Below are 23,062 nucleotides of genomic sequence, written 5' to 3'. Positions count from 1 at the left end.
ATGAAGGCCATTTTTAATGCAACCTAATAAAAAAACTGTTGGTCATCGCGGATATTCAAGCGGCGCTCAATTCTGTCGACCCTGCGGTCCAAGCGGTCGATTTGATTGTTCAGCCTCTGGATTTGTCGTTCCAGGCGGTCGAGTCTTTGGTCAAATTGGCCGCCTCCGCCAGGGTAACCGCCTCCAGGGTATCCACCACCCGGGTAACCTCCGCCTGGCAGGCCGGGAAGCGGAATGTACAAGCCTTGTCCTTGCTGTCGATGGTTCATTCAGGTCATCTCCTCATATCTGTAGTAAAGTATGATATTAGTCTATGTATGGAAACTAGAAATGGAATGGGCACCTGCCCATATGAATATAGGAGGTACAGAAATGCGAATCGATAAAGTGCTTTCAAACTTAGGATACGGAAGCAGGAAAGACGTGAAGAAACTTTTAAAAGACGGTGCTGTAAAAGTAAATCATGCTATTGTCAAGGATGCAAAGCACCATGTGAATCCTGAAAATGATTCGATCACATTAAACGGGGAAGAGATCCATTATAGAGAATTTATTTATTTAATGATGAACAAGCCTCCTGGCGTCATCTCAGCAACGGAGGACAACCGTGATGAGACGGTGATTGATTTGCTGGAAATCGAAGACCAGGTATTCGAGCCCTTCCCGGTAGGGAGGCTTGATAAGGATACCGAGGGCCTGCTGTTGATCACGAATGATGGACAGCTATCTCACAGGCTTTTATCACCAAAAAAACATGTTCCTAAAACCTATTTTGCGGTAATAGAGGGAGAAGTGACGGAAGAGGATATAGAGGCATTCAAGAAAGGTGTCACTCTCGATGATGGTTATGAAACAAAACCGGGTGATCTTGTTATTTTAAAATCCGGCTTAACTTCTGATATCGAGCTGACGATTATCGAAGGCAAATTCCATCAGGTGAAGCGGATGTTCGAAGCAGTCGGAAAAAGAGTCATTTACCTGAAGAGATTGTCGATGGGGCCGCTTAAGCTCGATGACACGCTGGAGCTCGGGGAATACAGGGAGCTGACAGACGAAGAAGTGGAAATGTTGCAAACTTATGAAGTATAAAAAAGAAATCGCCGAGACCAGCTCAGGCGATTTCTTTTTATTAGTAAGCATACATTTACTTCGAGTGTTGTCCAGCTCCAGCGCCTAGACCCTCTAGACGCTTCGGTCCTGCCAATGAAGTCAAAGAACGACTTCACTGTCAGGACCTCCAGCGCTTGTCGGGTCTGATCAAGGCACTTCCGCTTTTCGTATTATGAAGACATCTTTACCTTTTTCTGGGTCGTTGTCCATTTACCTCGGCTCGGACTTTTCACTAAGTCGTTATAAGCCAGGACATTCAAATCCCTCTGGATGGTTCGAGGAGTAATTCCGAATTCCTCTACAAGATCTTGAGTTGTGACAGTACCATTCTGACATATATACATGTAGATGGATTTGATGCGGTTTATCATCCGGTTAGTCGAAGGTTTCAAACAACCACTCCCTATCCTTTTTTAAACCCCTTTGTCATTTTCCTGCAACCGACTATAGATTGAAGACGAATCCTCAAGTATGTAGTTTTCTTCTTTCCAGACAGCTCCTTTTGCGTCCATTTTTAAAAGGCAATCATAAGATGTCTTACCTTTTGGACTATTTTACACTTTAATAAGATAAAATTCCAGATTATTAACTGTTTTTTATGAAAAATTAATAATTTATTAGATAACTGCCTCCTTTGTAATCGTTTATATACTTAACAATATGGTTTTAAACAGGTTAAATATGACAGTTGTTAGAAAATTAAGAAAAAAATATCTAAAGTGACTTTGTTTACGGAATGTGTTAAACAGGAGTAAAATATAAAACAAGTTTTCAACTGGCTATTTAAGGTACAATAATGATATTGCAGAGCTTAAATGTACTTCTTAAGGGAAATACATATAGAACAAGATATGGAGGTTTGGATGAATGACTTCAATCAATTGGATGAAGGAAGTAGAAAAAAGAGAATCGGACTTAATTAAGGATGCTCAGGACCTGCTGAAAATCAAGAGTGTTTTGGATGAGGAAAACTCTACAGATGAGGCACCGCTTGGTGAGGGTGTAAGAGAAGCATTGGATTACATGCTGCAACTTGGTGAAAAGGATGGTTTTACGGCTAAGAATGTCGGTAATCTGGCCGGTCACCTTGAATTCGGGCAAGGAGACGAAATCGTCGGTGTCCTCTGCCATGTCGATGTCGTGCCAGAAGGGGATGGCTGGACAAGTGACCCTTATGGGGCAGAAATTCGCGACGGGAAAATTTTCGCTCGAGGAGCCATCGACGATAAAGGGCCAACCATGGCGGCATATTATGCGATGAAAATCGTTAAAGAATTAGGTTTGCCACTTAATAAGCGAGTCCGAATGATCATTGGTACTGATGAGGAAAGCGACTGGCGCTGTGTAGACCATTATTTTGAACATGAGGAAATGCCAACAATGGGCTTTGCTCCGGACGCTGACTTCCCGATCATTTACGCTGAAAAAGGAATTGCGGACTATGACTTAGTTTCAAAAGCAGCCGGTAATGAAAAAGAAGATTACGATGCGGAGGTAACCAATTTTTCTTCCGGGCGCCGCTATAATATGGTACCTGATTTTGCTAAGGTAGAACTGGTTGTTCAGCAAGGACAAACGGATATTGTCCAGCGCTTTGAGGAATTCAAAAGGAACAACGAATTAGATGGCAGAGCTGTAGTTGAAAGCGGCAAGCTGATCCTTGAGCTTGAAGGTGTATCAGCGCACGGCATGGAGCCTGACAATGGCAAAAATGCAGGCCTTTATATGGCAAGCTTCCTCTCCGAGTTGAACCTGGATGGAAGCAGTGAAAAGTTCTTTCAATTTGTCTCCAAGTTCCTGGGCAAGGATTCACGCGGCAGGGCGCTCGGAGTTGCATATACTGATGATATCACCGGAGATTTGACAATCAATGTCGGGAAACTTTCCTACTCCAAGGAAAAAGGCGGCCGCGCGGGCTTGAACATGCGCTATCCGGTAACGACTGATCTTGAGAAGACAAAAGGAATCTTAAATCAGGTTTTAGAGGCTGAAGAGTTAACCATTGAGAACTTCTCGAACTCCAACCCACATCATGTGGATGAAAATGACTTCCTCATCCAGACTTTGAAGAAAGTGTATGAAGAACAGGTTGGTGAAAAGGCGGAACTTATTTCAATCGGCGGAGGTACATATGCAAGGTCCCTGAAATCAGGTGTGGCATTTGGCCCGCTTTTCCCTGGAAGACCTGACATCGCTCATCAGAAGGATGAATATATGATTATTGAAGACCTTCTCAGGGCAACTGCGATTTATGCACAAGCAATTTATGAACTGGCTAAATAAAAGTGGATTGACCGATAAACAAGGAGGGGAAAAGGATTGGAATATGTAATTGTAGATGGAGAGATTCTTGACAGGACGGTCGCCAAGGTCGACATCGAGGATAGAGGCTATCAGTTTGGCGATGGTGTTTATGAAGTGATACGGGTTTATAACGGTAAGATGTTCACTGGAAAAGAGCATTTGAAGAGGCTTGTGGAAAGCGCCGGAAAAATCAGAATGGAGCTTCCATATAGCCCTGAAGAGCTTGAGTCCAAAATGGCAGAGCTGATTTCGAAAAACGAACTGGACACGGGTATCGTTTATATGCAGTTCACAAGAGGAACTTCACCACGTAATCATGTTTTTCCCGGCGGGGATGTCACACCTACCTTTGTAGCTTATACGCGAAAGGTTCCACGCCCTATTGATCCGATGGAAAAAGGTGTTCGTACCATCCTGGATGAAGATATCCGATGGCTTCGCTGTGACATTAAAAGCTTGAATCTGCTAGGGAATTTGCTTTCGAAACAAAAGGCAGCAGAGGCCGGCTGCTTCGAGGCAATCCTTCACCGCGGAGAAACCGTCACAGAGGGAAGCCACTCTAACATTTCAATTGTTAAAGACGGCGTGATCATCACCCATCAGGCAAACAATTTAATCCTTAATGGAATCACAAGACAAAAGGTGCTCGAGATTTGCAGCAACGAAAACATTGCATTTGAGGAGCGAGCCTATACCCTTGATGAATTGTCATCTGCTGATGAAGTCTTTTCCTCTGGCACGACTGTCGAAGTCATGCCAATCGTAGAAGTTGATGGAAAACCTGTTGGAACAGGGACTCCTGGACCCGTCACAAGGAACCTGCAAAACCTTTTTAAAGCAGAAATTGAACGCCATTGCGGCAAACTATAAGTATAATCCTGAACCTGCAGCTGTATGCTGCAGGTTTTTTGCTTTTTGAACATGATCTTGAGGGAGGAACCTTTCTTTGTTTTTTCTCAGTAGGAAATGGGTATCATAAAAATATTTAAATCATCCGGAAACCTGCTTTTTGTTCAAAGGACAACACAATACAGCAGTAAACCGAACAGGGGGAACAGTAATGAACTTCACTTCTGAACAGCATATAGAATTGCACGGATTCAATAATTTGACGAAATCATTAAGTTTTAATATGTATGACATCTGTTATACGAAAACAAAAGAAGAGCGTGAAGCTTATATTGAATATATTGATGAACAGTATAGTGCCGATCGCCTGACGAAAATACTTACGAATGTATCTGATATCATTGGCGCCCATGTGCTGAATGTGGCAAAGCAGGACTATGTGCCTCAGGGAGCGAGTGTGACAATCTTAGTTTCCGAAGGACCGGTTGTCGAGGTTCCTGATGAAGCGTATGATGAGTCGCCTGGACCTCTGCCTGATAATGTTGTGTTACAACTGGATAAAAGTCATATCACCGTCCATACGTATCCTGAGTTCCATCCGGATGAAGGAATCAGTACATTCCGGGCGGATATCGATGTCTCCACTTGCGGCGAGATCACGCCGCTGAAAGCCTTGAATTACCTGATTCACTCATTCGAAACAGATGTCATGACAATTGATTATAGGGTGAGAGGCTTCACGAGGGACAAAGATGGCAACAAGCTATTCATCGATCACGACATAAGTTCCATTCAAAACTACATCCCGGAAAATGTAAAAGACCAATTCGATATGGTCGATATCAATGTTTATCAGGAAAATATCTTTCATACGAAATGCAAGCTAAGAGAATTCGATTTAGATAATTATCTATTCGGGTATACGAAGGATTCGCTTTCACCAGAAGAACGAGAGGAAATCACCGAGAGAATCCAGGCTGAAATGGAAGAAATCGTTTCCGGAGTAACGCTCCACTCAGGAACCATTTTTGAAGATGAAGACGAAGGTGAAGGCGAAGGATAACATAAAGCATGAGATTGAACTGCAGACGAACCACGGAATGTTGAGTTTGTCTGCAGTTTTTTATATTCATTCAGAAAAGATACCTTATAGAAGCTGAACCCAGTACATAAGGGTACTAAACAGTTCGAACGGTACCCTTATGGGGGAGAAACCTGTGGCATAAGGGTACGAAACCGCCCGAACGGTACCCTTATGGAAGGGAAACTAGTTTCATAAGGATACGAAACGGCCCGAACGGTACCCTTATCAGGGAGAAACCCGCTGCATAAGGATACGATACCGTCCGAACGGTACCCTTATGGGAGGGAAACTAGCTGCATAAGGATACGAAACGGCCCGAACGGTACCCTTATGGAAGGAAAACTAGTTGCATAAGGATACGAAACGGCCCGAACGGTGCCCTTATGAAGGAGAAACCTGTGGCATAAGGGTACGAAACTACATGGGAGACTCCTTGCAAAAGGGGTCTTCTCTTAAACAAAAAAAAACTCGCTATCCCATGGATGGCGAGTCTTTTAAAGTTTACTCTTCAAATTTGAACAAATCACTGGATAGATATCTTTCGCCTGTATCGCAGGCAATGCAGATGACAACTTCATCCGGCTTGAGGTTCTTGGCGACATTGATGGCGGCGAAGCATGCGGCTCCTGATGAGGGTCCTACAAGGATGCCTTCTTCTTTGGCGAGTCTTCGAGCTGTTTCATAGGCGTCCTCATCCTCAATTTTATGGATCTTTTCATAGACATCCTGATTGAGGATTTTCGGGATGAAGCCAGGACTTGTACCGACCAGTTTGTGTTTCCCAGGCTTGCCGCCGGAAAGTACAGGCGACCCGGCAGGTTCGACGACGTGTACTGCCAATTCAGGGAACGCTTCTTTTAGCGCTTCGCCTGTTCCTGTAATTGTTCCGCCGGTTCCAGCTGTGGCTACGAAAGCGCTAAGTGGCTTTTTCAGTTCTTCCATTGCCTCGATGATTTCTTTTGCTGTTGTTTGCCTGTGAGCGTCTGGATTCGCTCCATTTTCAAATTGCATTGGCATGAAGCTGTCCGGGATTTCTTTTACTAGCTCTTCTGCTTTCTTGATTGCACCAGGCATTTTCTCATCGCCAGGTGTCAGCACGACTTCTGCTCCATATGCTTTTAACAAATTGATTCGCTCTTCTGTCATGGTGTCCGGCATGACGAGGATGGCTTTATAGCCTCTTGCCGCAGCGTTCATTGCAAGGCCGATGCCAGTGTTGCCGCTTGTAGGCTCAATGATTGTTGAACCAGGTTTCAGCTTTCCTTCATTTTCTGCAGAAATAATCATGTTGAATGCAGCCCTGTCTTTTACGCTTTTGCTAGGATTGAAGTATTCAAGCTTGAGGTAGACCGATGCCCCTCCCTCAGGTGCCAGTACGTTCAATTTAACAAGAGGTGTCTCCCCGATTAATGCTGCGATATTATTAACGACTCTCATGTGATAGCCTCCTTGATCGTTGTTGCCCTGCTTTAGTATTCCAATTAAGTGAATAATTGATGATAAGCAACTGAAAAATAACTTTAGCTTCTTATTATCATATAAAAAAAGACTATTCCTATCAACTTGAATGGATTATAAACGTTTATAAGGAATTTCTGCCAATATGACAAACCATTTGCTACAATAAATTCAAGTGGACACGAAAGGGTGTATTTCTTTGAATACGCATTATTTCTATGCTCTTGAACTTCCCGGTGATATAAAAGAAATACTGAAGGACACAATTCACGTTTTAAAAGGCGAAATGCCCTTTAAAACATGGGTACATCCACAGGATTTACATATTACACTTGCATTCCTCGGAAATGCACCTGACGTGAAAATAAAGGCTGCCAATGAATTGATTGGGGCAGCACTTAATAATACAACAACATTTAAACTGGAGATCAACCATTTGGGCATATTCGGCCGAAAGGATTCTCCAAGAATTTTTTGGGCAGGATTGGAAAAATCCAGCGAATTGAACGAAGTAAGAGAAGCGGTGTTTTCTTCTTGTACGACCGCTGGTTTTTCCCTGGAAACAAGGCCATTCAGCCCGCATATCACCATCGCCAGAAAGTGGCTTGGGGAGGAAGCATTTGAGGCTGGCCAGCTGGAGGCCGTCACCCCTTTTAAAAAAGAACTGACTTTTCATGCTGAAAGGGTCGTTTTGTACAAGACTCATTTGGGGAAAAGTCCAAAATATGAACCCATCACACTATTTCCGCTTGCTAAGCAGGAATAAAAGGCAGGTACAACAATGGCACAATTAATCAAACTCCAAGACTATGTATCCCGCTATGCCCAGGACATTTACCTTTATCCCTCCAGATACGTCCGCCTGAAGAAAAAGCAATGGGAGGGGATTAAGGCGAAATGGGAGAATGGTCCTGAAGAACCCATTGGGAATCTAAGTGATTCACAACAGAAGGAGCAGTCAAATACGAATATCCTTCATAAACTCAAAAGCATGGTCCGCCAGCAAGAGCCTGTCAGGGAGGATGCACCACAAGAGCTGGAAGATCAGGACGATATGATGGACGACGGTAGTTTGGATTCCATCAGCAACTTAAAATCCATTGAGGAATTAAAGCAGCATTTCCTTGACGGATTGCTGCCATTCCAGTTGAAATGGGCTAGCTCGACATTGATGGAAAGGTCATTCATTGCTAAAGAATTCGTCAACGATCCTACACTGAAATTCCTGCTGCAGCGCTTTCCCGACACCTTCCTTATTTTATATAAACCTATATTTTTACTAAAAAAAGCGCCTGTCGAGGCGGAGTTAATCATCATCACTCCAGCGGCAGCGATGTGCATTTCATTCATTGAAGCTGAAGAGGATGCTGCTTTTGTCGGCTCAAAGGATCGATTTTGGATCAAGAAAACGAGAAATAAGGAAAAGAAAATCCTCAATCCGCTGATCGCGCTCAATCGGACGGAAAAAATCGTCAAGACCCTTTTTGACATGTACGGAGTGGATCTTCCAGTCCAAAAACTATTGATCAGCAGGAATGGATTCATTGACTATCCCCTTCCGCCATATGGTGTACAATTCATTGAAAAACGAACTTTTGAGGAATGGTTCATGACCCTGAGAGGCATGAAATCTCCATTGAAGCATATGCAATTAAAAGCAGCGCAGGTTCTCCTGCAGTACGGCCAGACAACATCTGTCAGAAGGCTTGAGTGGGGAAACAATCCGAAGGGCCAAGAATAAAGAACCTATTAAATAGATAAAGGTTGATCACATGGAGACGATCTATTTTATCGTCAATCCCAATGCGAAAAATGGGAGTTGCCGGGAGATTTGGAGAAACATAGAGATAGAGCTGGAAAACCTGGACATTGCGTATCTTGCTTTTTTTACTGAATACCCAGGACATGCCCAAGAGCTGGCAGAGTCACTGGCCCGGAAGGCTGCAGGTAACCCGGCAGTCATTGCGGCAGTCGGAGGGGACGGCACGCTGCATGAAGTGGTGAATGGCACAGCGTCCTATCCAAACATTACGATTAGCTTCATTCCAGGCGGTTCAGGAAACGATTTTTCAAGAGGCTTCTTCATTCCTAAAAAGTCAGCTGATGCATTACGTTTGATCATTGATAAACGGAATGGCATTCCGGAAGAAATCGATATTGGAAAAATTCTTCACGACGAATTACAGGAAACCTATTTTATGAATAATATGGGAGTAGGCTTTGATGCTGCGGTCGCAAAGGATTCTAATGAGTCCCGGATGAAAGCGCTTCTGAACCGTGTCTCGCTGGGAAGGCTGGTCTATGTTTATATTCTCGTCAAAAAACTGCTCACATTCAGGACATTTCCAATCGAAGTGACGGTTGATGGCAAAATGTATAAATATAGCAAGGCCTGGTTTGTCACTGTTTCGAACCAGCCATACTACGGAGGGGGCATGAAGATTGCTCCCGCTGCTCTCCCGGATGACGGTATTCTCGACATTACGGTCGTGCACCGGATTTCCAGACTGAAACTGCTTTTGGTTTTCATCAGTGTGTTCTGGGGAAAACATACAAAGTTTCAGGAGGTAGAGCAGTTTACCGCAAAATCAATCACGATTGAATCCACTTCAAAGGTTTTAGCGCACGCAGACGGTGAAGCAATCGGGCATACACCGCTGAAAGTCCAGGCATGTCCAAAAGCCTTGAACATTATTTCTGGAAAAAGCAATCCAGGACATACCGAGGAGTTGAAAATGAATGATTGCCATCGAAAGGGAATTTAGCGCCTATCTTGATCAAATGGATGTTATTACCGTTCTGCTTCCTTATTCTTATTTTGAAGGGAATTCCAGTGAATTTCGTCTTAAAGGAGAAGGCGTTGATTTGTCATTGGCGATCCAGGAGAAGGTATTGCTGGAGGATGCAGTAAAATACATTTGCTTATGTAGTTTCAAGCCTGATTTAGGCAAAATATATACAATTTTAGATGAACGCGGCGGTCAAACGGACCTCCAAATCGGAGCAATCATCCGAACGGAAGAATTTGATTCTTTATTTTTTTACGGTGGGAATGACCTCGGTGTCAGTTACACCCCTGAAAATACAAATTTCAAGTTATGGGCTCCGACCGCTACAAAAGTAAAACTGAGATTGTTTAAAGAAGATGCCCAAAGCCCCGAGATATTCGAGATGGACCGGGGAGATAAAGGCGTCTGGAGTATCAAGGTAGACCGGAACCTGGAGCTTTATATGTATTCGTTCCTCGTTTGCATCAACCTTGAATGGAGAGAAGCAGTCGATCCATATGCAACGGCATTATCGGTCAATGGCGAATATGGTGTCGTCATCGATCCAATCAAAGGGAAAGTAAACGATCATGTTGGTCCAAAATTAAGGCACCCGGTTGACGCCATCATCTATGAAGCTCATATAAGAGATCTTACGATACACCCGGGGAGCGGGGCTGTCAGGAAAGGAACTTATCTGGGTGCCGCAGAAACGGGAACACAAAGTCCAGCCGGGGTTGAAACGGGCCTTTCCTATATTAAAAATCTTGGTGTCACACATATAGAACTTCTTCCAGTCCACGATTTTGAGGGAGTAGACGAATTGGATAGGGAGCGGGACTATAATTGGGGATATAACCCTGTTCATTACAATGTCCCGGATGGAAGCTATGCGTCTGATCCCAGGGCACCTTATAACCGGATCATCGAGCTGAAGCAGCTGATTTCTGCGATACACTCCCTCGGTATGGGCGTTATTATGGACGTGGTCTATAATCATGTATACATCCGTGAGGAATCTCCTTTTGAAAAAATCGTACCAGGCTACTTTTTTCGCCATGATACATATGGCCTTCCTTCCAATGGAACTGGTGTTGGAAACGATATTGCCTCTGAAAGGCTGATGGCGAGAAAATACATTGTTGACTCTGTCATGTACTGGCTGAATGAATATCAAGTCGATGGCTTCCGCTTTGATTTGATGGGCATTTTGGATATCGATACAATGACGGCAGTCCGGAATGCAGTGAATAGCGTGAGGTCCGATGTGTTGATCATAGGGGAAGGGTGGGACCTGAATACTCCTCTCCCGCCTGATTGGAAGGCCAATATCTCAAATCAGGCAAAACTCACTGGAATCGGCCAGTTCAATGATTGGTTCCGCGATTGTATCAAGGGCAGTACCTTTAATATCTACGATAAAGGCTTTGCTTTAGGCAATGAGCGCTATCTGGAGGCGGCGAAACAAGTAATGGCGGGCAGCATCGGAATAGGCAAAAGGAAGAATGGATTATTCTTGCAGCCGGGACAATCCGTCAATTACATTGAATCGCATGATAACCATACATTGTGGGATAAGCTGAAAATCATCGAACCAGACAAGGATGAAGCCTTTTTAAAAAAGCAGCACAGACTGGCGACCTCAATGGTCATCCTGGCCCAGGGGATTCCCTTCCTGCACAGTGGCCAGGAATTTTATAGGTCGAAAAAAGGAGTTGGCAACAGCTATCGGTCACCTGATGATATAAACTGGCTGGATTGGGATCTGCGTGATGCCAATTTAGATAATGTACAATACATCAAGGGACTCATCGATATTCGCAAATCGAATGAGGCATTTCGTCTACAGGATAACGAACAGATCCGCAGGCATATGGAATTCTTGCCAGTGCCAGCTCCGCTAGTGTGCTATTCGCTGAAGGAAATAAATCCAAAAGGGGATTGGGAAAAAATATTGGTGTTTTTTAACCCATCGCCGGATCAACAGCTTGTTCAACTGATCGAAGAGGGGAGATGGAATGTCCTGGCTGACCATGAAAAAGCTTCAGCCCAGCCATTTCGCCATATAGAGGGAGATAAGCTTTTGCTTGAACCATGCTCTTTGTTTGTGCTGGCAAAATAGGAAGTGAACTGTGCCGGGAACCTTGGTTGTTCAATCGATGACACTGAACGGTTGTAAGATTATTTCTGGAGAACTTTTTCGCAATATTAATTTAGACATGATGGGGTTGACGTAGGAAGCATCTAGGAGATAAAATTTATAAGATAGCTATTGTGTTTTTTTTACTATCAATAGCTGTCTTTTTATTTCCGATAATAAAGACAACAGTGATTATAAAATCCATTTCCGGTTTTTAGCATAAGGGAAATAGTGATAAATGAAGGTGACTAACTTTGGAACATTTATTTGGACAGGATTGGGAGATCGTTCCTGCAGGCGGTGCAACCGGTGCCGCATATTTTGCACAGCATGAAGAACAAAGGCTGTTTCTAAAACGTAATTCATCCCCTTTTCTTGCTGTTCTCTCCGCAGAAGGAATTGTACCCAAGCTTGTTTGGACGAAAAGGTTAGAAAACGGAGATGTCATTACGGCGCAGCAATGGATGAACGGACGAGAGCTGAAGCCCGGGGATATGAACGAAGACCGTGTGGCCAAGCTATTGAAAAAAATCCATGCGTCGGAACCACTTCTTGGGATGCTTACCAGACTGGGGAAAAGCCCGCTGAAACCTGAGATGTTCCTCCATGCCCTTAACGAGGAATTGGATGAGGAGCTTCGTACAAAGCAGGCTGTCATAGATTCAATGGAGTTTTTAAATGCAAACGTTGGCGATATTGATGTTGACGAAAAAGTTGTCTGCCATTGTGATGTGAATCATAACAACTGGCTGCTTACTGAAGACAACCAGTTGTATTTAATCGACTGGGATGGCGCGATGATCGCCGACCCTGCCATTGACCTTGGACTTCTCTTGTATTCCTATATACCTGTAGAAGAATGGGAGGACTGGCTGGAGAAATACGGCATCATCCTGACCGAAAATCTCAAGCTGCGTATGAAATGGTATGCACTTGCACAGTCACTTTCAGCGATTCAATGGCATAAAAACCAGAATCGCATTCCAGAGATGGAAAAATGGATTGATTTTCTAAAAGCACTTATTTAATTATTATCATGAAAACTGACCGATATCATCGACCCATTGGGTTAACTGACCCCGGTTTGTCTGGATGTGCTGTTCCAGGTCAGAGGCATTTACGCCGTTCTGGCTATACTGGTAAACATCCTGCAGAATCGATTTGATGTTGCCGTCGACATTCGTGTTGACCATCAACGACTTAATGAGACGCTCCAATTGCTGATACTCCGCAACCGAACCGCAGCAGTCAGTCTGCTGGTTGCTTAATATATCCTTTAATAAATTTACCTGGTCATGGTGGCTTAAAGGCACAATGATCACCCTTTCTTTTAAAAGGAATTCACCTATAGATTGTGGATTCCTTTTTGTGTTTATGCAGCACCGATAAATTTCACCTTGAAAACATATGGGTTGCATGATATTGTTTGAAACGAATGAAAATAGTACAGAGGTGTCAGTATGAGACTAAGAAACAAGCCTTGGGCTAAAGATAAATTACTTCAGTATTCGAATTTTGTGATCCATGAACCTGAACAGCACCGTGGGAATTGGGGAAAAGTGTTTGAAAAAGATGAGCCCCTCCACATTGAGATTGGTACGGGAAAAGGGCAATTCATCACGGGAATGGCCAAAGCCAATCCGGACATTAACTATATTGGCATCGAACTGCAGGAAAGTGTCATCGTCAGTGCACTGGACAGGCTGATCGAAGAAGATTTGCCAAACTGCAAGCTGATGAATGTGAACGGAGCGGAACTTGCCAAGTATTTTGAAAGCGGGGATGTCGACCGGGTTTATTTGAATTTCTCTGACCCATGGCCAAAAACACGCCATGAAAAGAGAAGGTTGACTTTCAAATCATTCCTTGAAGTATATGAATCCATACTTGTGAAAAATGGAGAAATCCACTTCAAGACAGATAACCAGGGGTTATTCGAGTACTCCCTAGTCAGCTTCTCACATTACGGCATGAAGCTGAACTATGTCAGCCTCGACCTTCACAACAGTGATTATGAAGGCAATATCATGACCGAATACGAAGAGAAATTCTCCTCACGCGGCAGCCGCATTTACCGCTGTGAAGTCCAATTCCTTTCTGAATAAAGAAGATGAACAAACCGGCCGATTTTTTGCATCGACCGGTTTTTTAATTGGAAAAAAAGAGCGAGAATTTCCAGTTCGCCAATAAACAGGTGGAAATCGCCAATAAAAAGATATTTTCGCCAATAAAATCTTATAATCGCCAATAAAAATAAAATTTCGCCAATAAAATTGTGAACTTTGCCAATAAAATAGAATTCAATTGAATGATGACGGCCATATTCTCTGGTCACCGATCAATTAGAAGCAGAATTATTTAAAAATTTCAAACACGAGTGGTACAATCAAGTAAAAAAGGGGGCTGAAAGATGGAAAAGCTTGAACTTCGGAATGTAAAACTGCAGTGGCTGAATGGCGGGGTCACTCATCTTGATGGCGGCGCGATGTTCGGGGTGGTCCCGAAACCGTTATGGTCGCGAAAATATGCTGTGAATGACAACAACCAGATTGAGCTTCGTACAGATCCAATCTTGATCCAGGCTGAGGGAAAGAATTTCCTCGTTGAAAGCGGAATGGGAAATGGCAAACTGAATGAGAAGCAAAAGCGCAATTTTGGCGTCCTCGAGGAATCAAGCTTGCTACCTGAGCTGGAAAAGCTGGACTTAAAGCCAGAAGATATCGATTTCATATTGATGACTCATATGCATTTTGACCATGCCTGCGGGTTAACGAAGGATTCTAAAGGAGAATTTGTCTCCGTTTTTCCGAATGCGAAGATCATTACTTCCCAGGTCGAGTGGGATGAGATGCGCAAACCGAATATCCGATCGAAGAGTACATACTGGAAAGAAAATTGGCAAGGAATTGAACAACAGGTTGAAACTTTTGAGAAGGAATGGTCTTTTGGTCCAATCAGAATGATCCATACTGGTGGCCATAGTGATGGTCATTCCATCCTGGTCATTGAAGACGAAGACATAACAATTGTCCATATGGCTGATATCATGCCTACTCATGCTCACCAAAATCCTCTTTGGGTGATGGCGTATGACGATTACCCAATGACTTCGATTTTTGCAAAAGAGAAATGGCTTGAGTTTGGAATCAGCAAGGATGCATGGTTCACTTTTTACCATGATGCAGTTTATCGTGCAGTAAAGTTTGATGAAGGTGGAAAAATAACACAGACAATTGAGCGGAAAAAATAGACCTGCTTTAAGCAGGTCTGAATTCCAACTGATGTTAATTTAGCGGATAGGCATCGAGAATGGCTCCTGTGGCTGCATCCGCGATAAATTCATATTGCTCCACCTTGCCGTCGACATTGCGGGAAATCCCACCTTTATATACCTGGTAATCAACCGGTGGTTTTGAATAAGGTTCAGCAGTCATATTAATCCATGAGCCACTGATTGGCCCTGATTTTTTAAACGCTGCCTTCGCATGATTCAGTACTTTATCGGCTGAAACGGTTTCTTTTTGTGACGCAAGTTCCTTTACAGCATACGCACCAGCCAGTCCGGCGCCAACGCCAATGAAAAAGGCTTTCCAGTTCATAGTCAAGGACCTCCAAGATTATATATGGAATTTCATGTTAACTTCATCATAACAAATCACACAGGTAGAGCAAAGGAATAATGCCCGCAAAAAATGCGTATGACAGGATTAAGACTGGCAAGCATAATGAATGTTCTGTAAAATGGAATGTATAAATACATAATCTTTAGTAAAACTAAATTTTTCACAAGAAGGAGAAGTTAAATGAACGAGCAAACATTGAGTCTGTTTAAAACACTGACAGAATTACCTGGAGCTCCAGGCAACGAGCATGCAGTCCGCAAATTCATGCGCGAGCAATTGGAACAGTATTCTGACGAGCTGATCCAGGATAAACTGGGCAGTGTGTTCGGCGTTAAAAAAGGGGATCCAAACGGTCCGAAAATCATGGTTGCCGGCCATATGGATGAAGTTGGCTTCATGGTCACATCCATTACGAAAAACGGGATGATCAGATTCCAGACTCTTGGCGGCTGGTGGAGCCAAGTCTTGCTGGCACAGCGCGTGCAAATCATGACAAACAATGGACCGGTAACAGGTGTAATCGGCTCGATTCCGCCTCATCTGCTGGATGAGTCAAAGCGCAATAAGCCGATGGAAATCAAGAACATGCTGATTGATATCGGTGCAGATGATAAGGAAGATGCCATCAAGATCGGCATCAAACCAGGCCAGCAAATCGTGCCAATCTGTCCGTTCACTCCAATGGCAAATGAAAAGAAAATCCTTGCTAAAGCATGGGATAACCGATATGGCTGCGGACTGGCAATCGAGCTGTTGAAAGAAACGAAGGATATTCAGCTGCCAAACATGCTGTACTCAGGCGCTACAGTCCAGGAAGAGGTCGGCTTAAGAGGAGCACAGACAGCGGCTAACATGATCGACCCAGACATCTTCTTCGCAATGGATGCAAGCCCGGCTAATGATATGTCAGGTGATAAGAACGAGTTCGGCCAGCTAGGGAAGGGAACTCTGTTAAGGATTCTTGACCGTTCAATGGTCACGCACAGGGGCATGAGAGAGTTCATCCTCGATATGGCGGAAACTCATGATATTCCATACCAGTACTTCGTTTCCCAGGGCGGAACGGATGCAGGAAGAGTTCATACATCCAATCAGGGCGTTCCGAGTGCCGTTATCGGCATCTGCTCACGATACATCCATACAGCAGCTTCCATGATTCACGTCGATGACTATGCGGCTGCCAAGGAACTTCTTGTCAAGCTTGTAAAAGCAGCAGATAAGACAACTGTGGAAACAATCAAGCAAAATAGCTAATCAAGATAGAATTGAGGGGCAGGTGTAAACTGCTCCTTTTTCATGGAATGAAAGGTGGCAAAAATTATGAGAATAGCGGTAGGTTCAAAGAATCCGGCTAAAATCAATGCAGTGAAGGCTGCGTTCCTTGGCGATCCATACGAAATTGTTCCTGTTGATGCTGAATCAGGTGTCAGTGACCAGCCGATGTCTGATGAGGAAACCATCAAAGGGGCAGTCAACAGGGCCATACAGGCTGCAGAACTCGGGAAAGCAGACATTGGTATTGGACTCGAGGGAGGCGTCCAGCAGACACCATATGGACTGATGCTATGCAATTGGGGAGCTCTGGCTGTCAAAGGGATGGAGCCGATCATTGCCGGCGGCGCAAGGATTCCACTCCCAGACGAGATCGCCAGACAGCTATTGACGGGAGCCGAGTTGGGACCGGTGATGGACGACTATGCAAAAAAACAAAATGTCCGCAAAAACGAAGGTGCAGTCGGTATTTTCACGAATGGACAAATCAACAGAAGTGAAATGTTCACACATGTAATGAAACTGCTGGCCGGACAATATGAGTATCAAATAGGACAAGGGAAAAAGACAGTCTAATCGGCTGTCTTTTTGCTTTTTGCATTCAGACTCTCAGAAAAAGACCTAAATGCGTATTTGCGCCCTGAAACTCCGGATAATGGGAAAACAGGTTACGAATGAGGGGTATTGGCGCCCTGAAACTCCGGATAATGGGAAAACAGGTTACGAATGAGGGGTATTGGCGCCCTGAAAATCCGGATAATGGAAAAAAAGGTCACCAATGAGGGGTATTGGTGCCTTAAAAATCCATATAATGGAAAAGCAGGTCACCAATAAGGGGTATTGGCGTCCTTAAAATCCAGATAATGGAAAAACACGTCACCAATGAGGGGTATTGGTGCCCTTGAACTCCAGATAATGGAAAAAACGTTCACCAATAAAGGGTATTGGTGCCCAGAAACTCCACATAATGGAAAAACAGGTCACCAATAAGGGATATTGGTGACTTAAAAATCCATATAATGGAAAAAAATCACCAATGAAAACAATATTGGAAAATAAACCTTTGACAAATTTTACAAAATTATCCTAAAAACAAAATTTCTCGACAAATTTCTGAAAAATGTCTTAATTTCCAACAAAAAATGCTTGCGAAGCCTTGTCACCCATTAAATAAGAAAGGTATGATAGAAAGGGAGTGGTTAAGTCCTTAGCAAGGGGGAAAAAAGTATGATAAAGTTCAGAAGGGCATTTGGGCTTGTTATAGCAGGAGTATTCCTGCTGAGCGCTTGTTCTGCCTCATTTTCCGAACAGAAGGCTGAAATAAAAGAGGAAGTAAGCACTAACTTTGAAAGCCAACCAGAAAAAACAAACACTAGTTCAAAAGATATAGATTATTACTTGCCATCGGGTGTCGATGTAGAAAAAGAAACGCCAAATAATGTACTGCTCAAAAATGAATCAAAAACATATATTCTTTTTTATAATCAGCATGAAAGTGAAGACAGTAAAGTCGTTTATGAGTCTACTGTGAAGCAGCAGAAGGAATGGGATGCTAACGAGACTTTCAGTAAAGATGGTAAATTCGGCTATATGCTAGTTAAGCAGCTGAAAGAAGACCAATATCAACTGATCGTCGGAATTGGCGGAGTCAAGTTGACTACCGAAACGGAGAACGTTAAGGAAGACGCAGAAGCAATGATGGAAATCGCCAACTCTGTTAAAATTAAGTGACGCCATCCAATATGATGGCGTTTTTTTATACCAGTTTAAGATGTTTCCCCTGATCTTGTTTCTAGTCCGGCAATTAGCTAAAGCTGTTTTAGCATTGATTGTTGCTTTTTGTACACTAATTGAATTATAAAAGTTGTCGGGGTTCTTTTCGAGGAGACTTCAGAATACAGGTTGCTCTCATACTCGACGGTTTTTACTCTTATTTAAGAAAGCATGAAAGAGCCATCAAATCAGATTAGTTTCTTTTTTAACAGCGCATGGGTAAAATAAGTGTAGTAAAATGAGATTTTCCCAGGAGGATTACTGATGAAAAACTTAGAATCAATGGAACAGTTTGAGGCGTTGAAAAACGATGGTAAACATATATTCTTATTTACGGCTGGCTGGTGCCCGGATTGCCGTGTGATCGAACCGGTGCTGCCGGAAATCGAAAGCAAATACAGTGATTACGGATTTGTATCCGTTGACCGTGATGATTTTATCGATCTTTGCATCCAGCTTGATGTTTACGGTATCCCTAGCTTTGTCGCTTTTGAAAATGGCGAAGAGCTTGGGCGTTTTGTCAGCAAGAACAGAAAGACACAGACTGAAATCGAAAACTTCATTGAAGGTCTTGCTTAATTCTTTCCCTCCATCTTTTGAGGTGGAGGGAAATTTCATGTAAAATGAGTGGCAGAAACTCCTGAAGAAATGGAGGGGAGCAGTATGGATAGCAGAAAAATGCGAAAAGAACTGGAGAATCGCCTTCAACATCCCGACCGTACTTTTTCCTACGACCGGGAAAAGGACCAGCTGAGAATTGAAAATAAAAATACTGGCCGCGGCATCACCATCGCCTTGCCTGGTATTGTTGCCAAATGGCAGGATCAAAAGGAAAAAGCGATTGATGAGGTAGTCTATTATGTGTCAGAGGGCCTGAATGCAATGGATAGCCAGCTCGAGTTGTCAGGAAAGGAAAAAAATATCTTTCCTGTCATCCGTGCGACGTCATTTCCATCAGAAGCTGAGGAAGGGGTCCCTTTCCTTTACGATGATCATACCGCGGAAACAAGGATCTACTATGCTTTGGATTTAGGCACAACATACAGGCTGATTGATTCAAAGCTATTGAAAAAAGAAGGATGGTCAGCTGACCAGGTTCGCGAGACAGCTTTGTTCAATGTCCGTTCACTCTCCGTCAAGCTGAAAGAGGACCGTGTGGCCGAGAACACCTTTTATTTCCTCAATTCCAATGACGGTTACGATGCGAGCAGGATTTTAAATACGAGCTTCTTGAATGAAATGAAGAAAAGGATGAAGGGAACCATGGCTGTGGCCGTACCGCATCAAGATGTCTTGATCATTGCCGATGTGGAAAATAACACAGGCTATGATATTTTGGCACAGATGACGATGAGCTTTTTTGCGAGTGGAAGAGTGCCAATCACGGCCCTGAGCTTCCTATATGAAGATGGAGAACTGGAACCAGTCTTTATTTTAGGAAAAACAAAAAAGGAATAGCAAGTAATGAAGCGAAAGCCCGGAATTATCGGGCTTTTTCCTTTTTGTCCATCTGATGCCATGTTTTGTAAAAAGCTGAGCCTAAAGTTGATTGTTCCAATAAAATTCTTCTCGTAAAATATGCTCATTCTTTCAATTTATCTCGAAAAATATGGATTTACTGTTAAAATAATAATGAAATGCGAAAGAAAGAGTGATTTAAATTGAGTTGGATTAAAAGAATTTTTACTATGTTCCAAAACGATGATGATGATGAAATTACTGATATCGACCGTGAGCAGCCTGATTCAAAGCCCATAATTAGAGAGCAGAATGAAAAAAGGGATGTAGAAGCAAAAGTTTTATACCAATATCCAAAAGGGCAGTTTCGTTTTCCACTAATGCCGGATGAGAAAAACGCTCCTGAAAAAACAAAGCCGAAAAAAGGGCGACAGGAAAAAGCAAGCCAAGTTGATGAAATCAAACCTTTCATTAAAGAGCAAGGTTCGTTAAGAATGACGAAATTTGAAAATGATCTATTTCAAGATCCACACCAGAATTCTGTTGTGGATGCTAGAACCACATTCAAACGTGAACCTGACAGGAAGACTAATGAAGTATCCAGGACCCAAAAGGCCAAGGAACCTTCACCGAAATTCCATTATGAATCAAGGAAGGACAACGGACCTAAATTCAGGCAGCCCTTCAAGCCAACAGAAATCCCGTCACCGATTTATGCATTTAACAGGCCTCCTAGAAAAAGCCAGACCCAAACGAATCTGGAGGATGTTGAATATGAACTGACTGGTTTCGAAAGAAGTCAGGCCAGTATGGTGGAACAATCGATTCAAACCAATAGAGCTACTGCTGTAGAGGAACAGCCTGGATCAACTCAAGTGCATAATGAGGAACTGATGCAAGAATTATACATAGAAGATGATCTTGCTGAAACACTAGATCCAGAATCCAGTGACATGGAGGCGCAGCTAGAACAGGCGGAATTGGAAACTGAGGCCCTTGAAATGATCCTCAATGAACGTTCTGAGCTACTTAGTGATGAGTCTCAAATGGAAACACAGACTGATGCCAAACATCGTCTCGAAGTATCAGAAGAGAACGACTTCGAACAAACCGAAGTACATGGAACAATAGACTTCCAAACCGAGGGAAAGTCTGAAACAAATGAATCAGTAGTAAGTGATTTCCTACAAACCGAAGAAGTGCATGAACCAGCAGACTTCTCACAAACCGAAGAAAGTTCAGGAACATCAGCACATCTAGAAAAAGCAAGAGAGCTAAATGCCCTGTCTCCAAATGTGGATTCTCAAGAAAATCAGGAAATAGAAGTTTCATATGAGGAGCCACAAACTGAACAAAGTCTTGAAGCTGAACCAATAGAGGCTAAACCTGCAGAACCAAAAAGGCAGCTTCCTTTTAATGTTCTCATGCTTAAGCAGGACAAGAGGAAGTGGGAAGCGCGCAATATGTCTAAGTATCCCTCTTTTATGACGGAGGAAAGAAAGACAGGTGCTTCTGAACAGTCAGAAAGGGATCAGCAATCTGATGTTGAAGAGGTTTCAGTTATTGATCAGATTCATTCATCTGCAGACGACAATTCATCTGATGCTCAGCCTATTCAGCAGGAAGAGCCGTCAACGGCTTATTCATCTGCTGCACCAGCGCCAGTGAAATCTCAAATCGAACCGGAAGAAAACACTTCACATACCCAAGATGAGCCGTTGCAGACAGTAGTTCATCCAGCTGCAGTATACGATTTCCCGCCGCTGGAATTGTTGAGCCCTCCTGTATTCAAAGCACCGGATCCTGAATGGCTTTCAGAGCAGGAACAGATGCTGAATGATACGCTAAGGAATTTCAACGTAGGCGCAAGGGTGGTCAATGTGACACAGGGGCCGTCCGTTACCCGCTTCGAGGTGCAGCCGGAGCCTGGAGTGAAAGTAAATAAAATTACTAATCTATCAGATGATATTAAACTAAGCCTGGCGGCGAAGGATATCCGGATCGAGGCACCAATTCCCGGAAAGCATACCATAGGGATTGAAGTGCCGAACCATTCGAGCAGGCCGGTATTATTAAGTGAAATTTTACAATCGGCAGATTTCATGGATCTTGAATCTCCATTATCGGTGGCTCTGGGACTTGATATCGCCGGAAATCCAATTGTGACTGATCTGAAAAAGATGCCACATGGATTGATTGCCGGTGCCACTGGCTCGGGAAAAAGTGTCTGCATCAATACGATGCTTGTCAGCTTGCTTTATAAAGCACACCCAGATGAGGTGAAGCTGTTGCTAATCGACCCGAAAATGGTTGAATTGGCACCATATAACCGCATTCCGCACCTTGTCAGCCCAGTCATCACAGATGTAAAAGCAGCGACAGCCTCGCTGAAGTGGGCAGTTGAGGAAATGGAAAGACGTTATGAATTGTTCGCTCATACAGGTGTTCGTGATATTGGCAGGTTCAATGAACTTGCTGAGAAGCACCGCAGATTTTCTGAAAAGCTTCCATACATCGTCATTGTGATTGACGAACTTGCGGATCTGATGATGATGGCACCAGGTGATGTAGAGGAGGCTATTTGCCGGATCGCTCAAAAAGCACGTGCATGTGGCATCCACTTGATCATTGCAACACAGCGTCCATCCGTTGATGTTATAACTGGTCTGATCAAAGCGAATGTTCCTACAAGAATTGCGTTCTCTGTTTCCTCACAGGTGGATTCCAGGACGATCATTGATATCAGCGGGGCAGAAAAGCTTCTTGGCCGTGGGGATATGCTGTTCCTGGAAAATGGGTCATCAAAGCCATTCCGTCTGCAGGGAACCTTCGTGACGGACAATGAGATCGATGACATTGTTGCCTTTGTAAGGGAGCAGCGAGCTCCGCAATACTTGTTTGAACAGGATGAACTGCTGAAGAAAGCTCAGGTGACGGAAGACGAAGATGAACTTTTCTATGAAGCCTGTGAATTTGTCATTGATCAGGGTGGCGCTTCCACTTCAAGCGTCCAGCGCCGTTTTAAAATCGGCTATAACCGCGCGGCGAGACTGATTGAAATGATGGAGCAGCAAGGGTTCATTTCTGAAGGAAAGGGAAGCAAGCCAAGGGATGTCCTTATCACTGCTGCTGACCTTGAGGCCTTCCAGGAAACTAGTGCATTCAATTAATAAGTGGTATTCTTTATTTGCATGTACTTATAATAAGGGAAAATGACTATAGA

At 43.5% G+C, this 23,062-nt stretch carries 22 protein-coding genes; 17 read left to right on the top strand and 5 right to left on the bottom strand.

The window, feature by feature from the left end; all coding sequences use genetic code 11:
• Window positions 1-23: 23 nt before the first annotated feature.
• Window positions 24-269 (bottom strand): hypothetical protein, encoded by a 246-nt coding sequence (locus tag LGO15_RS18760; protein WP_167834521.1) that lies wholly within the window; start codon window positions 267-269, stop codon window positions 24-26.
• 103 nt (window positions 270-372) lie between these two features.
• Between LGO15_RS18760 and LGO15_RS18755 the strand changes: the two genes are divergently transcribed.
• Window positions 373-1,089 (top strand): pseudouridine synthase, encoded by a 717-nt coding sequence (locus tag LGO15_RS18755; protein ID WP_226085522.1) that lies wholly within the window; start codon window positions 373-375, stop codon window positions 1,087-1,089.
• Window positions 1,090-1,280: 191 nt separating this feature from the next.
• Here LGO15_RS18755 and LGO15_RS18750 read toward each other — a convergent pair whose 3' ends face one another.
• The gene (locus tag LGO15_RS18750; RefSeq protein WP_023626930.1) at window positions 1,281-1,502 is read right to left on the bottom strand and encodes a DeoR family transcriptional regulator; all 222 of its coding nucleotides are present in this window, start codon (window positions 1,500-1,502) and stop codon (window positions 1,281-1,283) included.
• Window positions 1,503-1,977: 475 nt separating this feature from the next.
• Between LGO15_RS18750 and pepV the strand changes: the two genes are divergently transcribed.
• From pepV to speD, 3 genes are all read left to right on the top strand, one after another.
• On the top strand, window positions 1,978-3,393 hold the full coding sequence (gene pepV / locus LGO15_RS18745) for a dipeptidase PepV (RefSeq protein WP_226085521.1): 1,416 nt from the start codon (window positions 1,978-1,980) through the stop codon (window positions 3,391-3,393).
• A gap of 36 nt (window positions 3,394-3,429) precedes the next feature.
• On the top strand, window positions 3,430-4,284 hold the full coding sequence (gene dat / locus LGO15_RS18740) for a D-amino-acid transaminase (protein WP_167834524.1): 855 nt from the start codon (window positions 3,430-3,432) through the stop codon (window positions 4,282-4,284).
• A 190-nt stretch (window positions 4,285-4,474) separates the two neighbouring features.
• Entirely contained in the window at window positions 4,475-5,326 is an 852-nt protein-coding gene (gene speD / locus LGO15_RS18735; protein WP_167834525.1) for an adenosylmethionine decarboxylase, read from the top strand.
• A 522-nt stretch (window positions 5,327-5,848) separates the two neighbouring features.
• Here the strand turns inward: speD and cysK are convergent.
• Window positions 5,849-6,784 (bottom strand): cysteine synthase A, encoded by a 936-nt coding sequence (gene cysK, locus LGO15_RS18730; RefSeq protein WP_226085520.1) that lies wholly within the window; start codon window positions 6,782-6,784, stop codon window positions 5,849-5,851.
• A 220-nt stretch (window positions 6,785-7,004) separates the two neighbouring features.
• Here cysK and thpR point away from each other — a divergent pair, with 220 nt between their 5' ends.
• The 5 genes from thpR (at window position 7,005) to LGO15_RS18705 (ending at window position 12,741) form a co-directional block, all read left to right on the top strand.
• Complete coding sequence (gene thpR, locus LGO15_RS18725) at window positions 7,005-7,571, top strand: RNA 2',3'-cyclic phosphodiesterase (RefSeq protein WP_226085519.1); 567 nt, start codon at window positions 7,005-7,007, stop codon at window positions 7,569-7,571.
• Between the two features lie 15 nt (window positions 7,572-7,586).
• Window positions 7,587-8,546 carry an NERD domain-containing protein gene (locus LGO15_RS18720; RefSeq protein WP_226085518.1) on the top strand — a complete coding sequence of 320 codons (960 nt, stop codon included), beginning with the start codon at window positions 7,587-7,589 and terminating at the stop codon, window positions 8,544-8,546.
• A gap of 31 nt (window positions 8,547-8,577) precedes the next feature.
• The gene (locus tag LGO15_RS18715; protein ID WP_226085517.1) at window positions 8,578-9,570 is read left to right on the top strand and encodes a diacylglycerol/lipid kinase family protein; all 993 of its coding nucleotides are present in this window, start codon (window positions 8,578-8,580) and stop codon (window positions 9,568-9,570) included.
• Window positions 9,545-11,695 carry a type I pullulanase gene (pulA, locus tag LGO15_RS18710; RefSeq protein ID WP_226085516.1) on the top strand — a complete coding sequence of 717 codons (2,151 nt, stop codon included), beginning with the start codon at window positions 9,545-9,547 and terminating at the stop codon, window positions 11,693-11,695. Before LGO15_RS18715 ends, pulA begins: the two co-directional genes overlap by 26 nt.
• 272 nt (window positions 11,696-11,967) lie before the next feature.
• Window positions 11,968-12,741, top strand: a complete 774-nt coding sequence (locus LGO15_RS18705; RefSeq protein WP_167834575.1) for a phosphotransferase family protein — start codon at window positions 11,968-11,970, stop codon at window positions 12,739-12,741.
• A gap of 6 nt (window positions 12,742-12,747) precedes the next feature.
• On the opposite strand, the gene LGO15_RS18700 is transcribed toward LGO15_RS18705, so the two are convergent.
• Window positions 12,748-13,026 carry a YtzH-like family protein gene (locus LGO15_RS18700; RefSeq protein WP_192472506.1) on the bottom strand — a complete coding sequence of 93 codons (279 nt, stop codon included), beginning with the start codon at window positions 13,024-13,026 and terminating at the stop codon, window positions 12,748-12,750.
• A gap of 147 nt (window positions 13,027-13,173) precedes the next feature.
• Between LGO15_RS18700 and trmB the strand changes: the two genes are divergently transcribed.
• Together trmB and LGO15_RS18690 are read left to right on the top strand one after the other, a co-directional pair.
• Window positions 13,174-13,818, top strand: a complete 645-nt coding sequence (trmB, locus tag LGO15_RS18695) for a tRNA (guanosine(46)-N7)-methyltransferase TrmB (protein WP_226085515.1) — start codon at window positions 13,174-13,176, stop codon at window positions 13,816-13,818.
• Between the two features lie 305 nt (window positions 13,819-14,123).
• Window positions 14,124-14,963: a YtnP family quorum-quenching lactonase gene (locus tag LGO15_RS18690; protein ID WP_226085514.1), complete on the top strand. Its 840-nt coding sequence runs from the start codon at window positions 14,124-14,126 to the stop codon at window positions 14,961-14,963.
• Between the two features lie 34 nt (window positions 14,964-14,997).
• Here LGO15_RS18690 and LGO15_RS18685 read toward each other — a convergent pair whose 3' ends face one another.
• Window positions 14,998-15,312 carry a PepSY domain-containing protein gene (locus LGO15_RS18685; protein WP_226085513.1) on the bottom strand — a complete coding sequence of 105 codons (315 nt, stop codon included), beginning with the start codon at window positions 15,310-15,312 and terminating at the stop codon, window positions 14,998-15,000.
• A gap of 204 nt (window positions 15,313-15,516) precedes the next feature.
• Between LGO15_RS18685 and LGO15_RS18680 the strand changes: the two genes are divergently transcribed.
• The 6 genes from LGO15_RS18680 (at window position 15,517) to LGO15_RS18655 (ending at window position 23,009) form a co-directional block, all read left to right on the top strand.
• Window positions 15,517-16,590 carry a M42 family metallopeptidase gene (locus LGO15_RS18680; RefSeq protein ID WP_226085512.1) on the top strand — a complete coding sequence of 358 codons (1,074 nt, stop codon included), beginning with the start codon at window positions 15,517-15,519 and terminating at the stop codon, window positions 16,588-16,590.
• Window positions 16,591-16,656: 66 nt separating this feature from the next.
• Entirely contained in the window at window positions 16,657-17,184 is a 528-nt protein-coding gene (locus LGO15_RS18675) for a DUF84 family protein (RefSeq protein WP_226085511.1), read from the top strand.
• Window positions 17,185-17,835: 651 nt separating this feature from the next.
• Window positions 17,836-18,339, top strand: a complete 504-nt coding sequence (locus LGO15_RS18670; protein WP_226085510.1) for a hypothetical protein — start codon at window positions 17,836-17,838, stop codon at window positions 18,337-18,339.
• A 306-nt stretch (window positions 18,340-18,645) separates the two neighbouring features.
• Window positions 18,646-18,960 (top strand): thioredoxin family protein, encoded by a 315-nt coding sequence (locus tag LGO15_RS18665; RefSeq protein WP_226085509.1) that lies wholly within the window; start codon window positions 18,646-18,648, stop codon window positions 18,958-18,960.
• Between the two features lie 84 nt (window positions 18,961-19,044).
• Window positions 19,045-19,839 (top strand): DUF1444 domain-containing protein, encoded by a 795-nt coding sequence (locus LGO15_RS18660; protein ID WP_226085508.1) that lies wholly within the window; start codon window positions 19,045-19,047, stop codon window positions 19,837-19,839.
• A gap of 203 nt (window positions 19,840-20,042) precedes the next feature.
• On the top strand, window positions 20,043-23,009 hold the full coding sequence (locus LGO15_RS18655) for a DNA translocase FtsK (RefSeq protein ID WP_226085507.1): 2,967 nt from the start codon (window positions 20,043-20,045) through the stop codon (window positions 23,007-23,009).
• Window positions 23,010-23,062 lie beyond the last annotated feature (53 nt).

Origin of the sequence: Mesobacillus sp. S13 (assembly GCF_020422885.1) — a bacterium.
GTDB classification, from domain to species: Bacteria; Bacillota; Bacilli; order Bacillales; family Cytobacillaceae; genus Mesobacillus; species Mesobacillus selenatarsenatis_A.
The sequence above is the reverse complement of the archived record's forward strand: the minus strand, read 5'-3'. Positions and strand labels throughout refer to the sequence as shown.

Bases quoted from the DNA above. Each gene is read 5' to 3' on its own strand.
- LGO15_RS18680 (WP_226085512.1), top strand. From the start codon at position 15,517: ATGAACGAGCAAACATTGAGTCTGTTTAAAACACTGACAGAATTACCT.
- LGO15_RS18685 (WP_226085513.1), bottom strand. From the start codon at position 15,312: ATGAACTGGAAAGCCTTTTTCATTGGCGTTGGCGCCGGACTGGCTGGT.
- LGO15_RS18675 (WP_226085511.1), top strand. From the start codon at position 16,657: ATGAGAATAGCGGTAGGTTCAAAGAATCCGGCTAAAATCAATGCAGTG.
- LGO15_RS18720 (WP_226085518.1), top strand. From the start codon at position 7,587: ATGGCACAATTAATCAAACTCCAAGACTATGTATCCCGCTATGCCCAG.
- LGO15_RS18665 (WP_226085509.1), top strand. From the start codon at position 18,646: ATGAAAAACTTAGAATCAATGGAACAGTTTGAGGCGTTGAAAAACGAT.
- pulA (WP_226085516.1), top strand. From the start codon at position 9,545: ATGATTGCCATCGAAAGGGAATTTAGCGCCTATCTTGATCAAATGGAT.
- LGO15_RS18715 (WP_226085517.1), top strand. From the start codon at position 8,578: ATGGAGACGATCTATTTTATCGTCAATCCCAATGCGAAAAATGGGAGT.
- LGO15_RS18690 (WP_226085514.1), top strand. From the start codon at position 14,124: ATGGAAAAGCTTGAACTTCGGAATGTAAAACTGCAGTGGCTGAATGGC.
- cysK (WP_226085520.1), bottom strand. From the start codon at position 6,784: ATGAGAGTCGTTAATAATATCGCAGCATTAATCGGGGAGACACCTCTT.
- LGO15_RS18760 (WP_167834521.1), bottom strand. From the start codon at position 269: ATGAACCATCGACAGCAAGGACAAGGCTTGTACATTCCGCTTCCCGGC.
- trmB (WP_226085515.1), top strand. From the start codon at position 13,174: ATGAGACTAAGAAACAAGCCTTGGGCTAAAGATAAATTACTTCAGTAT.
- LGO15_RS18660 (WP_226085508.1), top strand. From the start codon at position 19,045: ATGGATAGCAGAAAAATGCGAAAAGAACTGGAGAATCGCCTTCAACAT.
- speD (WP_167834525.1), top strand. From the start codon at position 4,475: ATGAACTTCACTTCTGAACAGCATATAGAATTGCACGGATTCAATAAT.
- LGO15_RS18755 (WP_226085522.1), top strand. From the start codon at position 373: ATGCGAATCGATAAAGTGCTTTCAAACTTAGGATACGGAAGCAGGAAA.
- LGO15_RS18670 (WP_226085510.1), top strand. From the start codon at position 17,836: ATGATAAAGTTCAGAAGGGCATTTGGGCTTGTTATAGCAGGAGTATTC.
- pepV (WP_226085521.1), top strand. From the start codon at position 1,978: ATGACTTCAATCAATTGGATGAAGGAAGTAGAAAAAAGAGAATCGGAC.